Below are 13,339 nucleotides of genomic sequence, written 5' to 3' on the forward strand. Positions count from 1 at the left end.
TGCCATCCATTAAGAGGGTGGACTACCTGAGTTCAGTCCGTAACGCCCACTCCACCAGTCGGGAGTCTGGTGGCTCGACAAAGCAGAATAGTGACATCTTCGCCACAACACAGAAAATCCGCAGACCCAAACGGTTATTTGGGACCCAGCCGAACACGTCTTTCGTTACAAATGAGAGGAAAGGGGCCACGCCAGCGACGGAGTATCGCCACACGAACGACCACTAGAGGTGACCGCGTATGAGTTCCGAGCTCGGCGCGGACGAACTCACCCTGCCAATCAAACGAGTCGAGGGGGACACCCTCGAAGACCGTCTGACCGGCAACGCGTATCACAACATCCTGCCCGCTCGCTACCTTCGCAAAGATTCGAACGGGGACCTCGTCGAACAGCAGGAGGACCTGTTCGACCGCGTCGCCAAGAACATCGCACTCGCCGAGGCAGTGTTCGAGGCACGCAACGAGGACATCGACATCGAGGTGTCGCCCGACCAGCTCAAGCCCGACCACCCGCGCCGTGACGAACTCGCCGCAGAAGTCTTCGGCAAGGGCACGACCGTCGACACCGACACCACGACGACGCTCTCGGAGTACAACGTCAACAAGTTCGCCTACGAGACGATCGTCCCCGAGCTACCCGACGATGTGCAGGACCACGTCCAGTCTATCGCCGGGCAGTTCCAGGACCTGATGGAGAATCTCTCCTTTATGCCGAACTCGCCGACGCTGATGAACGCCGGCGACGAACTCCAGCAGCTCTCTGCCTGTTTCGTCGACTCGCCTGCCGACGACATCGACGACATCCACCAGACCGCAAAGGAGGCCGCACAGGTCTTCCAGAGCGGCGGCGGCATGGGCTATGCCTTCTGGAAGCTCCGGCCCTACGGCGACCCCGTCGGTTCGACCGGCGGTATCGCGTCGGGTCCGATTACGTTCATGCGCACGTACGACCAGATGTGCGAGACCATCGCACAGGGCGGTGCCCGCCGCGGTGCCCAGATGGGCGTCATGCGCGTCTCGCACCCGGACGTCATCCAGTTCATCCACGCCAAGAACAAGGACGTCTCGCTGGCCCACACCCTGCGCCTGAACGACCCCGACGACTACACGCACAACTCTTTTGCCGAAGCACTCGAGGAGTCGCGTGAACTCATCGACGACGAGGGCCGCGTCCCGAAGCACCTTCGCAACGCCGTCGAGGGACATCTCTCGAATTTCAACATCTCCGTCGGCGTCACCGACGCGTTCATGGAGGCGCTGAAAAACGACGAGGAGTTCACGTTCACGAACCCGCGGACCGAAGAGCCACACATCGCCACCGAACAGACCAAAGAGCTCTACGAGATGTTCGACCTCGGCGAGCACGTCGAGGTCGGCGAAGTGCTCTCGATTCCCGCGGAACTCATCTGGGAGCGCATCATCCAGGGCGCCCACGAGAACGGCGAACCGGGCGTCATCTACCTCGAACGCGTCAACAAGAAACACTCCTTCGACGTGGAGGAACACCCCGACCACCAGATTCTCGCAACCAATCCCTGCGGCGAGCAGCCACTCGAGGAGTACGAGGCTTGTAACCTCGGCCACATCAACCTCTCGACGCTGGCCGCCGAGGGTGCGCCCGACTGGCGCGTCTGGTCGGAGGACAACCTCGACGACTACGGAACCCTCCAGGCGGCTATCGGCGCGTTCCTCGAGGACGCAATCGACTGGGAGGAGTTCAACCGCCGCATCGAACTCGGCACGCGCTTCCTCGAGAACGTCGTCACGATGTCCGACTTCCCGGTCCCCGAAATCGAACAGAAGGTTCGGGAGATGCGCAAGATCGGACTGGGCATCATGGGACTGGCACAGCTGTACATCCAGCTGGGCATGAAATACGGCAGCGACGAGGCCAACGAGACGGCCCGGCAGCTGATGTCCCACATCAACCATCAGTCCAAGTGGACCAGCCACGAACTCGCGACAGAGCGTGGCTCCTTCGCGGAGTGGGACAACTCGAAGTACGCCGACCCCACCGAATACGAGGAGTGGTTCGAACACCACACCGGCCTCGACGCCGAGGAGTGGGCCGACGGCTTTGCCATCCGCAACCACAACACGACGACCATCGCACCGACCGGGACCACGTCGATGGTCGGGAACACGACCGGCGGCTGTGAGCCGATTTACAACGTCGCCTACTACAAGAACGTCTCCGACGACGTGCAGGGCGACGAGATGCTCGTCGAGTTCGACGACTACTTCCTCCGGACGCTGGAGGACAACGACATCGACGTCGACGCCGTCAAAGAAGAGGCCCAGGAGCAGATGGCCACAAACGAGTTCAACGGCGTCGAAGGGCTCTCGACGGTCCCGGACGCTATCGGCGAACTGTTCGTGACGACCGGCGCGCTCTCGGCCAAGGAACACGCCGGCGTCCAGACGGCCTGTCAGACGGGCGTCGACTCGGCGATTTCGAAGACGGTCAACGCACCGAACGACTCCACGACCGAAGACGCAAAGGAAGTCTTCGAGTGGGTCTACGACCACGGTGGCAAGGGCGTCACCTACTACCGCGACGGCACCCGGTCGAAGCAGGTGCTGACCACGCGTGCGGACAACGCCGAGTTCGCAGACGAGGCAGAGGCCGCAGAGACGCTCGTCGAGCAAATCGAGGAGGTCTTCGGCGGCATCGAAGCCTTCGTCGAGAGCGACGAGGTCGAGGCAGTGCTCGACCAGCAAGTCGAGGAGATTCTGGGCAGCGTCGACGGCGACCGCTCGCAGTTCGCCCAGAAGCAGACCCGCCCGGACGTGCTCCACGGCGTCACCCAGCGCATCGACACCGGCTACGGGAAACTCTACGTCAACATCAACGAGGACCCTAAACAGGAGCGACCGTTCGAACTCTTCGCCAACATCGGCAACTCCGGTGGCTTTACCGCCTCCTTCACCGAGGCGCTGGCAAAGACCATCTCGACGGCGCTTCGCGCGGGTGTCGACCCGTGGGAAATCGCCGACGAACTCCAGGGCATCCGGTCGCCGAAGGTCGCCTGGGACAAAGGCGAGCAGATTCAGTCCATCCCGGACGCCATCGGCACCGCGATGCGTCGCTACCTCGAAGGCGACGTCGAACGAGCCTACCCACAGCAGGCGACGCTCGAAGAGACCGCCGAAGAGGCCGACCAATCGGCAGACGGGCAGGCGACGGTCGACACCACCGGACCCGAGACCGACGGCGGTGCGGTCGCGAGTGCCGACCCAGCGGCCGGCGAAGCAACGAGTGACGACCAGCAAGCACTCATCGAGGCTGGCGAGAATCCGGAGTGTCCCGACTGTGGGTCACTCTCGCTGTACTACTCTGAAGGCTGCAAGACCTGCGAGTCCTGTGGCTGGTCGGAGTGCTAACGGGGAATGGCAGCCACCGACGCCAATCCGGCGCGTGACGGGCTTCGGTGGCTGGCGACAAAGCGTGTGACACTCGGAGTCATCACACTGTTGCTCGCGGTTTTCGTCTTCGAACTGTTCGTCTGGTGGCATCTTGGCGCTGCTGGCTGGCAGTATATTTTTCTCGCGCACCTGCGGCCCTCGCCGGGCTGGGTGATGGCACCGTTCTCACACCGGAGCATCTCGCATCTGCTGACCTCGCTGTCGGTCATCGTCGTCTACGGCGGGCTGGTCGAGGAGACACTGGAGCCGGCGACGTATTTCGCCTTCTACGTCCTCGCTGGCTATGCGAGCACAGTCGCCCAGCTCGTCGAATATCTGAACGGACTGGCCGGACTGGGGACACTCGGTGCGAGCGGGGCTGCACTGGGGCTTGTCACCTTCTTTACGACGACGACGGCCGCACGCTACCGCCACGACCCGACGGCAGTCACGACAATCGAGAAACTGTTTGCCGTGACCGGCGGTCTCATCGGGGTGCTCATCCTGACCAACGATTTCGTTCCGGGCATCGTCTTCACGACGGGCACGGCACCGCTGGGTCACGCCGGCGGGATGGCCGCGGGAGTCTGGTTCGGTGTCGTTCGCGGCCGAGCACAATAGCAAAGTGGCTGCCGGCACTGTCTCGGAGTATGACAGACGAGGGCGGGCGGCCCTGTCCGGCGTGTGACCAGCCGATGTACCGGCGCCACTGCAAGTACGTCTGCCCGCAACACGGCGTGGTCTTCGACTGCTCGGATACGTTCTACTGAGGTAGCGGTATCCCCCTGTCATTTATATCGATCGCTAAGCTATCACACAGAAATGAGTCCCCGGTCGGTCGAACAGATGCAGGTTCTCGTCGTCGACGACGACGCCGAACTGGCAGACGTCGTCGCGGAGTTTCTCGAACGCGAACACGACGGCATCAGTGCAATGACGGCCGGCGGCGCCGACGAAGCGCTCGAACTGATAGACGAGAGTCCCGTCGACTGCATCGTCAGCGACTACGACATGCCCGGTACGAACGGACTGGAGTTGCTCCGTGCCGTCCGGGAGACCCACCCGGACATTCCGTTCGTCCTCTTTACCGGGAAAGGCTCCGAGGAGATAGCGAGCGAAGCAATCTCGGCCGGCGTCACCGAGTACCTCCAGAAAGGGACGGCAACGGAACAGTACACGGTCCTGGCGAATCGTATTGAGCGTGCCGTCAGCGAACGGCGCGCCAAAGTACGACAGGCCGAGACCGAGCGGCGGTTTGCGACGCTCGTCGAGAACCTTCCCGGGATGGCCTACCGCTGCCGGAACGAACCGGGCTGGCCGATGGAGTCGGTCAGCAACGGCTGTGAGGAGTTGACCGGCTACACCGCAGACCAGCTCGAATCCGGCGCGGTCAACTGGGGCGAGGAGATTCTCCACCCCGACGACCGCGATGAGATGTGGGACGCAGTCCAGCGAGTGCTCGACGGCGAAGAGACCTTCCAGGTGACCTACCGCATCCGGCGAGCAGACGGCGAGGTGCGCTGGTGCTGGGAGCGAGGGCAACTCGTCGAAAACAGCGACCACGAGGAAGTCCTCGAAGGATTCATCACCGACATCACGCCGCGGAAACGCCGCGAACAGGAGTTACAGGCAGAGCGGGAGTTCACAGAGAGTGCGCTCAACGCACTCGACGATATGTTCTTCGTCGTCGACGCCGAGAGTGGGCGCTTTGTCCGCTGGAACGACCACGTCCCGGAGCGGACCGGCTACGCGGAGAGTGAACTGGCGACGATACAGGTCATAGAGCTCATCGCGCCAGACCACCACAGGCGGGTCAAGGAGGCAATCGCGACGACAACTGACGGTACCATCACAGTCGAGGCCGACATCGTCACCGCCACAGGAACGCGCATCCCCCACGAGTTTCGTGGGACCGTGATAACCGACAGCGACGGTGACGCCCGGCTCGTCGGCGTCGGGCGTGACGTGACCGAGCGACAGGAACGCGAGACGGAACTCCAGCGCTACGAGACGGTCGTCCAGGCCGTCGGCGACCCGGTGTACGCTCTCGACGAGGACGGTACCATCACCTTCGTCAACGACGCGATGGAGGAGATGACCGGGTACGACGCGGAGACGATGATCGGGAGCCACATCCGGAGTATCTTCGGCGCGGACGGCGTCGATGTCGGGCGCGACCAGATTCGGCTGTTGCTCAAAGACCCAGAGCGGCGAGCGACGACCTTCGAGGTGACCGTCGAGACGCGGGAGGATGACCGGATTCCCTGCGAGGTCCACATCGCGCTCCTGCCGACGGCAGACGGGACCTTCCAGGGAACCGCTGGCACCATCCGCGACATCGAGGAGCGAAAGGAACGCGAAGAGCGTCTCGAACAGTTTGCCAGTGTCGTCTCCCACGACCTCCGGGGGCCACTGAACGTCATCCTCGGCAGAGTCGACATGCTGAGAGAGAGTCAGGACAGCGACGAACTGGAAACGATTGCCGACGCGGCAACGCGGATGGAAAATCTCATCGAGGACCTGCTGACGCTCGCACGACAGGGACAGACCGTCGGGGAGCGAGAGCAGGTCTCGTTGTGGAGTGTCGTCGAGCGCGCCTGGCAATCGGTCACGGCGTCGGAGGCGACGCTCGAAAGCGACGTCTCGGCGACCGTCGAAGCCGACCCCGCTCGGCTCCGCGAGCTCCTCGAGAATCTGTTTCACAACAGCGTCGAGCACGGCGCAGACGACGTGACCATCACTGTCGACGACCTGGCAGACAGAGCGGGATTCTACGTCGCAGACGACGGCCCGGGGATTCCCGAGGAAAAGCGTGCGGCGGTCTTCGACCACGGCTACACGACCAACAACGAGGGGACCGGCTTCGGGCTCACAATCGTCAAGCGCATCGCCGACGCCCACGGCTGGTCGGTCGTCGTCACCGAGAGCGAGGACGGCGGCGCACGGTTCGAGTTCCAGACGGGGTGATTACTCGGGCTGTGGTTCCCGGAGGCGGCTGTACAGCGGTCCGGAGAGAACGATGACGCCCAGACCCGCGATTGCCAGCACCGCGGCCGGACTGAGCGTGAAGCCGGTCACCGACAGCGTCCGCATCGAATCACCAGCCAGCACCGTCACCAGCGCCCACGGGACCTCACCGAAGAGCGTCCCGGTCAGAAAGGCCCCGAGCGAGACGTTCGAGAGACCCGAGGCGTACGAAATCGGGTCGCCGGGAATCGGCGAGAGTCGCGCCACGAGCACGCCGCGGGTCTCTCCAACCGCATCCGTGAGCCGCCGGCCGGTGTCGGCGACAGAGCCAAACAGTCCCACGTCGCTTCTGACATAGCGGGCGACGGCGAAGGGTGGCAACCCCGAGACGGCCGCACCGGCGATGGCAATCGGGACGGCGACGACCGGTCCGTAGACGTACCCCAGCACGAGCGCAATCGAACTGACCGGCCACAACAAGAATGGACGGACGAGATACACCGCAACCAGCGCCAGCGCGAACTGTCCGGGATGTGTCGCCAGATGCTCTAGCTTCGTGACGACGCCGGCCGGCGAGAACAGCACGGCCGCTACGAGCGCAACAGCACCCAAACAGGCCATCCCGAGAACCTGCCGACGAGTCGCACGCTCCATCTACAACTATTTCCAACCCGTGCCGGCAAACTCTTTGTGGTCGTCGCCGAACTGCGCGTGTGGACGAGCGAGTGCAACTCGGCGTGGAACTACTCGCCCACCTCGAGTGCGAGGAGCTACCGCTCAGTGACGCGATGGACCGGGTGGAGACGATCACGACGGACCCACATCTCACCCGCGAGATTCTCGACACCGCGGAGATGCGGGGACTCCTCGACCGGGAGGACGGCCTCGTCAGACCCAGCGGCGGCGTCTACGTCAGTTTCGACAGTGAAGTCGTTCAGCGTGAGGGGGAGTTCACCTGCAAGCGCTGTGGCGCCGACATCTCGACGGGCCATTTCATCCAGTTCGACGCCGCCGAACACGGCCCGTTTGGCTCGTCGTGTATCCGAAAAGTGACCGGCCGGGAGTAACGGGGCCGTCCGAAACTCACCGGCCGCGGCGGAGTTCCTCGATGAGCTGGTCGACTTTCTCGTCGTTTTCCTCGAGTCGCTCGCTGTGCTCGCGGAGAAGTTGGTTCTGGCGTTTGACCGCCGCTGTCAGCGTCGACAATTGCTCTTTGATTGCATCGATGTCCGCATCGTCGACGCCACCGGTGTCGGTCGGTGGGACCGGTTGGTCTGGCGACCCGCCAGCCGCTCCCGTCGTCGGGTCGCCCGGCGACGGTCCCGACTGTCGTTGCTCCCCGCCGGTCGCTGTCGACGACTGCCCCGAGTCGTCCGGTGCAGGTGCCGACGGTTGGTCGGACTGGTCCAGCGACGAGTCGCCGCCACTCGCCGACTCACTGGCGCTGTCAGGGTCGCTCTCGGAACTGACGAGCGGCGAGATACCGTCGTCGAGTTCGAGCCCCCTCGAGGCAGTCGAGGAGTCCTCGGTCGAGGCGTCGGCGTCGTCTGTCTGCTCGCCGAGTTGTGCTGCGAGTTGCTCGAGCGAGTCGACGTCGTAGTAGGCACACAGTGTCTGTGTCAGTGCCTGCTCGACCTGTGGTGCTTCGTCGGACGGTGCCTTGATGCGCTGGGGCCGGCCGTCGACGGTGAGGATTATCTGTGTCGCGACACTCCCCTCCTCGAAGTCGAGCGCAGTCACGTCGTCGTAGTCGAAGACTTCGAAGTCGCTGTCCCAGACGGGTGTGCCGATGTGTTTGACCAGGCGCGATTCGGTGACCACGAGCGTGAGTTCGCTAAACTGGAAGACCCCGGCGACGGACTCGTCGTCCCCGGCGACACCGGCGACACGGAGGATACCCTGCATGAGAATCTGCAAGAGCGTCTCTGCCCGGTCCCGGGGTACCTTGAACTCCTTCGTGCCGTCGACGTATGTCAGGCTGAACTTCGCGTTTCGCCGCCCGACAGAGAGGTTCAGGCGCTCGACGTCGTGAGAGTAGGCGGACACAGACTCGTCGCTCAACAGGCCCTCTCCCCGGTAGAGGATCGTCCGTGTCGGCGTCACGCAGATGACGTCCTCGTCACCGAGGTTGACCGTCGCCTCGATGGACTCGCCATCCAGGCGTTCCCGCACGAGGTTCGGAATTTCCATGCTGGGTTGTTCCCGTGCGAAGGTATAAATCCGCGGGCTGGTCGACCAGCGACCAGCGGCCGAACAGTCATCCCACAGGCCGTCGTTGGTAGACCTATGCAGGAGGCGTACATCGTCGACGCGGTTCGGACGCCGTTTGGCAAGCGGGATGGGTCACTCCGGGACACCCACCCCCAGGACCTGGCCGCCGAACCACTGCTGGCACTGGAGCGGCGCAACGGATTCGACGGTGGAGAAACCGTCGAAGACGCCATCTACGGCTGTGTCGGCCCCGTCGACGAACAGGGGTTGAACATCGGGCGACTGGCGCCGATGGTCGCCGGCTGGGGCGAAGACGTTCCCGGCGTCCAGCTCAACCGGATGTGCGGGTCGGGCCAGCAGGCCGTCAACTTCGCGGCTGGCCAGATTCGGGGCGGTATGGCCGACGTCCTCGTCGCGGGCGGTGTCGAACACATGACGCGCGTGCCGCTGGGCAGTGACACGCCCGGCGAGCAAAACAGCTACGCCGACGACACCGGCGTCTCGGAGACGTACTTCGAGCACTTCGAGGAACTGACCACGCAGGGAGAGGGCGCAGAGCGCATCGCCGAGGAGTGGGGCCTCTCGCGGGAAGACTGCGACGAGATTGCCGTCGACTCCCAGCACCGCTGGGGCGAGGCAGACGCCGCCGGCCACCACGACGAACAGGTCGTCCCCGTCGAGACGACACTCGACGGCGAGGGAATCGTCCTCGAACGGGACGAACACCCGCGACCAGAGACCGACATGGAGACGCTGAGTGACCTGCCGCTGGTCGTGCGCGAGGAAGGCGACGGCGTCGTCCACGCCGGCAACGCGTCGGGCATCGTCGACGGTGCGGCGGCAACACTGGTCGCATCGGGTGCGGCCTGCGAGCGACACGGCTGGGACCCCATCGCGCGAATCGTGGATTCTCACGTCGTCGGTGTCGACCCGATGACGATGCTCACCGGTCCGATTCCGGCGACCGACGAGTTACTCGCCGAGAACGGACTGTCCGTCGAGGACATCGACCGCTTCGAGGTCAACGAAGCCTTCGCCTCTGTCATCGGCGCGTGGCTGGCCGAGACGGGCGCCGACTGGGAACGGACGAACGTCTGGGGCGGCGCTATCGCCCACGGCCACCCGCTCGGCGCGACCGGCGCGGCACTCCTCGGAAAACTCCCGTACCAACTGGACGCGTGTGACGGCCGGTATGGCCTCTGTACGATGTGTATCGGCTTCGGACAGGGTATCGCGACACTCGTCGAAAACATCTGAGAGGGGACTCGGCAATTAGTCGAGTTCCTGCTCGATGACCGACCGCAGGTCCCGAATCGCTCCGGCGGCGAGTTCGACCTCGGTTCCGCCGACGTCGACGTCCAGCGTTCCGCTATCGTCTGCTGTGCCGATTTCGACGACGGGCGCGATACCCTCGAAGGAATCACGAACTGCATCGGGGTCGCTCGTCTCGACGACGACGCGACCGGCCTGTTCGTGGAACAGGTGAGCGGCGTCCGGCAGCGACACGTCGACACCGGAGTCCTCGTGGACCATCTCTGCAAGCGAGACCGCGAGGCCACCATGACTCACGTCGTGGGTTGCCAGTGTCGACTCGAAATCCGCCACCTCAGCCAGTGTCTCGACGAAGCCGGCCGGCTCGTCGGGGAGTTCGGGGAAGCGGTCCGTTCCGCCCTCCTGTGCGAGCAGCTCCGACCCGCCGAGTCGCGCCTCCGCTTCGTCGGCCAGCGGCAGGTCGCCGACGACGAGCAGAGACCCCTCACCGGCCAGTTCGAGCGGTGGTGAGTCGTACCCGTCTTTCGTGCCCACGAAGGCAAGCGTCGGCGTTGGCGGAATCGGACCGGTCGGGGAGTCGTTGTACAGCGAGACGTTCCCGCCGACGACGGGCGCCGACAGCGTCTCGCACATATCGGCGAGACCGTCGACGACTCCTTTGAAGCCGCCGTACACGTCCGGCTTCTCCGGATTGCCGCCGTTGAGACAGTCCACGGCCGCAAGCGGTGTCGCGCCCTTCGCAGCGACGTTGGTCGCGTTCTCCAGTGCGACAGCGCGGGCACCCTCGTACGGTGCGGCGTCGGTCCAGTTGGGGTCTGCGCCGGCCGAGTAAGCCAGTCCGGTTTCTGCCTCCCGCACGGCCAGGATTGCGGCGTCGTCTCCGGGACGGCGGGCGGTCCGGACCTGAACCTCGTGGTCGTACTGGCGGTAGACCCAGCGTTTCGAGGCGCAGTTCGGACTGCCGACGACGGTTTCGACGGCATCGGCGACGTCAATATCCGGAAGGTCACGGTCTGGCTGGGTCGACTCCTCGGCAGGCAGGTCGTTCATCGGCGCGCCTTCCCCGAGGAAGTGACCGTCGGCGTCGACGACAGTTTCGCCCTCGAAGGTACAGACGTAGTTGCCCTCGGTGACCTCGCCGATGACCGAACAGCCAAGATCGTATCGCTCTGCAATCTCTTCGACGCGCTCGACGTTGTCGGGGTCGACCTCGTAGGCCATCCGCTCCTGGGATTCGGCGAGGAGAATCTCCAGGGCGTTCATATTGGGTTCGCGCTGGTGGACCCGCTCGAGGTCGATACGGGCGCCGAGGCCGCCCTTGGCGACCATCTCGGAGGTTGCACCGCCCAGACCGGCAGCGCCGAGGTCACGCGCCGACTCGACGAGATTCTCGTCGAGGAGTGCCTCGTTGGCTTCGATGAGGAGCTTCTCCGTGTACGGGTCGCCCACCTGCACTGCGGGGCGGTCCTCAGTTTCGGCGTCTTCGGAAAGGTCCTCGCTGGCAAAGGAGGCTCCGCCGAGGCCGTCGCGACCGGTACCGTTGCCGACGAGCACGAGTTTGTTGCCGGGTTCCTGGGCGACGGCGGTCACTAGACGGTTCGGGTCGTCGATGAGGCCGATACACGAGACGTTCACGAGCGGGTTGCCCTCGTAATCGTCGTGGAACGCGACGCTTCCCGAGACCGTCGGGACGCCGATGCAGTTGCCGTAGTGGCTGATGCCATCGACGACCCCTTCGAAGAGATAGCGGGAGTGTTCGCGGTCGAAATCACCGAAATAGAGGCTGTCCGCGAGCGCGATGGGGTAGGCACCCATCGAGAGCGTGTCACGGACGATACCGCCGACGCCCGTCGCGGCGCCGTCGACGGGGTCGACGTAGGAGGGGTGGTTGTGGCTCTCGATACCCATCGTGATGTAGACGTCCTCGCTGTCCTCGTCGGTCGGAAGCGCAATCACCGCGGCGTCGTCGCCGGGGCCGACGACGACTTGCTCGCCCTCCGACTCGAACGCAGAGAGGAGCGGTCGTGAGGAGCGATACGCGCAGTGTTCGCTCCAGAGATTCTCGAAGAGCGCGGCCTCGGCCGGCGTCGGTTCGCGGCCGAGTTCCGCTTCGATGAGTTCACGGTCCGAATCGGCCAGAGTCATTACTGCGTCCTTGCCACAGGCCGGCTAAATCCCTTTCCATGCGCAACTGAACTCTCCCGCGGACAGTGTCCAGTCAGAGCCAACCGTGAGTATCGCCTCAGAGACGGTGATATACCGGCCACTGTCTCGTCTGCCAGTGGGAGCCGACGCGGGCTACGGCCACCCCGAACGTGTTCGGGAGAGGGGACTGGGAGATGGAAGAGAAAGGTCACCCGTATGCCAGCAGAGACACTCGACCTGCGAGACGTGCCACCACCCGAGCGCCATCCGAAGATTCACAACGCCTTCGCGGCGCTCGACAGTGGCGAGACGCTCCAGATAATCAACGACCACGAGCCGCGGCCGCTGTTCTACGAGATGAAAGCCGAGGTCGAAGCGTTCGACGCCGAGAACTACGCCGTCGAACAGCGCGACGACGAGGAGTTCGTCGCCACGCTCCCCAAACAGTGATACAGACCGCAACGCTCGCAGAGTTCGACGCCGACGGCCGCACGCCGGTCTTTGAGGACCCCCAAACGGTCCATCTCGGCCTGAAAGCCGGCGACAGCGTCCCGCCACACACCCACCCAGGGGAGTGGATTCTCTTCGTCGTACAGGAGGGTGCCATCGAGTTGACCGTCGGCGAGGAGACGGCGACGCTCTCTGCCGGGTCAGTCGCGCAGTTCGACGGCGACGCCGACATCGCCGTCGAGGCACGAGAAGACTCGCGGGCACTGGTCGTGCTCACCGACCAGTAGCGTTACTCGTCGCCGAACAGTTCCATCGCCAAAGCCACAGACTCCGAGTCTACGTTCCCGGACTGGGCGGCCTCGAGGTGCGCTTCTGGCACTGCGAGTATCGACTCCGTGAGACGGCGCGCCAACTCGCGGACGACCGCCACCTCTCGTGAGGTCAGGTCACGGCGCGCACGCAGGCGGTCCAGGGCGCGTTCCTGTTCGGCGTGCCGGATTCGTCTTCCCCGGTTTCGGATTCGCGCCGTCGCGTCTTCGACATCCGGGTCGGCCCCATCGTCGACGCCTGTCTCACTCATATCGAAGTCACCACCATGTCTCTCGTCTTTCCAGTTTCGTACCCGACTGCTAGCATAGTCGCCGGTTCGGCCTGCGTCGGGCCAACACCTGTCCCGAATGTGTTCGGAACCGCATGCAGCGTTGCTGTGTGGTTTTGTTCTCCTGAAAATGCTCGGTCAGGGATTTGAACCCTGGTCCTCGGCTGTCTTCCGAACAGTCGCGTTGACTTGCTCGCCGAAAGGCCAAGATGATTGGCCGGACTACACCAACCGAGCGCATTCGAGAATGTGACCCTGGCAGTAATAAACCCTGTCTTTCGGAAGTCCGTTG

General features: G+C 64.2%; 12 protein-coding genes and 1 tRNA gene. 8 read left to right on the forward strand and 5 right to left on the reverse strand.

Annotated elements, in window-relative coordinates:
• Positions 1 to 239: 239 nt before the first annotated feature.
• Genes QYL91_RS14495 through QYL91_RS14505 form a run of 4 tightly spaced genes read left to right on the forward strand, consistent with a single transcriptional unit; the run spans position 240 to position 6,371 of the window.
• Positions 240 to 3,383: an adenosylcobalamin-dependent ribonucleoside-diphosphate reductase gene (locus tag QYL91_RS14495; RefSeq protein ID WP_302081206.1), complete on the forward strand. Its 3,144-nt coding sequence runs from the start codon at positions 240 to 242 to the stop codon at positions 3,381 to 3,383.
• A 6-nt stretch (positions 3,384 to 3,389) separates the two neighbouring features.
• Positions 3,390 to 4,025: a rhomboid family intramembrane serine protease gene (locus QYL91_RS14500; protein WP_302081207.1), complete on the forward strand. Its 636-nt coding sequence runs from the start codon at positions 3,390 to 3,392 to the stop codon at positions 4,023 to 4,025.
• A gap of 29 nt (positions 4,026 to 4,054) precedes the next feature.
• Positions 4,055 to 4,174 carry an HVO_2523 family zinc finger protein gene (locus QYL91_RS18150; RefSeq protein ID WP_303655790.1) on the forward strand — a complete coding sequence of 40 codons (120 nt, stop codon included), beginning with the start codon at positions 4,055 to 4,057 and terminating at the stop codon, positions 4,172 to 4,174.
• A gap of 52 nt (positions 4,175 to 4,226) precedes the next feature.
• A complete protein-coding gene (locus tag QYL91_RS14505) occupies positions 4,227 to 6,371 on the forward strand; it encodes a hybrid sensor histidine kinase/response regulator (protein WP_302081208.1) in 2,145 nt (714 codons plus the stop codon).
• On the opposite strand, the gene QYL91_RS14510 is transcribed toward QYL91_RS14505, so the two are convergent.
• Positions 6,372 to 7,025, reverse strand: a complete 654-nt coding sequence (locus tag QYL91_RS14510) for a TVP38/TMEM64 family protein (RefSeq protein ID WP_302081209.1) — start codon at positions 7,023 to 7,025, stop codon at positions 6,372 to 6,374.
• A gap of 59 nt (positions 7,026 to 7,084) precedes the next feature.
• Between QYL91_RS14510 and QYL91_RS14515 the strand changes: the two genes are divergently transcribed.
• Positions 7,085 to 7,438 (forward strand): DUF5830 family protein, encoded by a 354-nt coding sequence (locus QYL91_RS14515; protein WP_302081210.1) that lies wholly within the window; start codon positions 7,085 to 7,087, stop codon positions 7,436 to 7,438.
• Between the two features lie 16 nt (positions 7,439 to 7,454).
• Here QYL91_RS14515 and QYL91_RS14520 read toward each other — a convergent pair whose 3' ends face one another.
• On the reverse strand, positions 7,455 to 8,561 hold the full coding sequence (locus tag QYL91_RS14520; RefSeq protein WP_302081211.1) for a DUF7115 domain-containing protein: 1,107 nt from the start codon (positions 8,559 to 8,561) through the stop codon (positions 7,455 to 7,457).
• 96 nt (positions 8,562 to 8,657) lie between these two features.
• Between QYL91_RS14520 and QYL91_RS14525 the strand changes: the two genes are divergently transcribed.
• On the forward strand, positions 8,658 to 9,839 hold the full coding sequence (locus QYL91_RS14525; RefSeq protein WP_302081212.1) for a thiolase family protein: 1,182 nt from the start codon (positions 8,658 to 8,660) through the stop codon (positions 9,837 to 9,839).
• A gap of 15 nt (positions 9,840 to 9,854) precedes the next feature.
• On the opposite strand, the gene purL is transcribed toward QYL91_RS14525, so the two are convergent.
• Positions 9,855 to 11,999, reverse strand: a complete 2,145-nt coding sequence (gene purL / locus QYL91_RS14530) for a phosphoribosylformylglycinamidine synthase subunit PurL (protein WP_302081213.1) — start codon at positions 11,997 to 11,999, stop codon at positions 9,855 to 9,857.
• A gap of 216 nt (positions 12,000 to 12,215) precedes the next feature.
• Here purL and QYL91_RS14535 point away from each other — a divergent pair, with 216 nt between their 5' ends.
• Positions 12,216 to 12,449, forward strand: coding sequence for a DUF2249 domain-containing protein (locus QYL91_RS14535; protein WP_302081214.1), 234 nt, complete (start codon positions 12,216 to 12,218; stop codon positions 12,447 to 12,449).
• Positions 12,446 to 12,736, forward strand: a complete 291-nt coding sequence (locus QYL91_RS14540) for a cupin domain-containing protein (RefSeq protein WP_302081215.1) — start codon at positions 12,446 to 12,448, stop codon at positions 12,734 to 12,736. The genes QYL91_RS14535 and QYL91_RS14540 overlap by 4 nt, the downstream gene beginning before the upstream one ends.
• Before the next feature lie 2 nt (positions 12,737 to 12,738).
• Here the strand turns inward: QYL91_RS14540 and QYL91_RS14545 are convergent, their stop codons facing one another.
• Positions 12,739 to 13,029: a hypothetical protein gene (locus QYL91_RS14545; RefSeq protein ID WP_302081216.1), complete on the reverse strand. Its 291-nt coding sequence runs from the start codon at positions 13,027 to 13,029 to the stop codon at positions 12,739 to 12,741.
• Positions 13,030 to 13,178: 149 nt separating this feature from the next.
• Positions 13,179 to 13,284: transfer RNA gene (locus tag QYL91_RS14550), tRNA-Glu, on the reverse strand.
• Between the last annotated feature and the right edge of the window lie 55 nt (positions 13,285 to 13,339).

The organism is Salinibaculum rarum, from assembly GCF_030505615.1.
In the GTDB taxonomy this organism is placed as follows: domain Archaea; phylum Halobacteriota; class Halobacteria; order Halobacteriales; family Haloarculaceae; genus Salinibaculum; species Salinibaculum rarum.

What these genes read in the sequence shown, in the direction of transcription:
- QYL91_RS14495 (WP_302081206.1), top strand. Translation starts at nt 240, where the DNA reads ATGAGTTCCGAGCTCGGCGCGGACGAACTCACCCTGCCAATCAAACGA.
- QYL91_RS14500 (WP_302081207.1), top strand. Translation starts at nt 3,390, where the DNA reads ATGGCAGCCACCGACGCCAATCCGGCGCGTGACGGGCTTCGGTGGCTG.
- QYL91_RS18150 (WP_303655790.1), top strand. Translation starts at nt 4,055, where the DNA reads ATGACAGACGAGGGCGGGCGGCCCTGTCCGGCGTGTGACCAGCCGATG.
- QYL91_RS14505 (WP_302081208.1), top strand. Translation starts at nt 4,227, where the DNA reads ATGAGTCCCCGGTCGGTCGAACAGATGCAGGTTCTCGTCGTCGACGAC.
- QYL91_RS14510 (WP_302081209.1), bottom strand. Translation starts at nt 7,025, where the DNA reads ATGGAGCGTGCGACTCGTCGGCAGGTTCTCGGGATGGCCTGTTTGGGT.
- QYL91_RS14520 (WP_302081211.1), bottom strand. Translation starts at nt 8,561, where the DNA reads ATGGAAATTCCGAACCTCGTGCGGGAACGCCTGGATGGCGAGTCCATC.
- QYL91_RS14525 (WP_302081212.1), top strand. Translation starts at nt 8,658, where the DNA reads ATGCAGGAGGCGTACATCGTCGACGCGGTTCGGACGCCGTTTGGCAAG.
- purL (WP_302081213.1), bottom strand. Translation starts at nt 11,999, where the DNA reads ATGACTCTGGCCGATTCGGACCGTGAACTCATCGAAGCGGAACTCGGC.
- QYL91_RS14535 (WP_302081214.1), top strand. Translation starts at nt 12,216, where the DNA reads ATGCCAGCAGAGACACTCGACCTGCGAGACGTGCCACCACCCGAGCGC.
- QYL91_RS14545 (WP_302081216.1), bottom strand. Translation starts at nt 13,029, where the DNA reads ATGAGTGAGACAGGCGTCGACGATGGGGCCGACCCGGATGTCGAAGAC.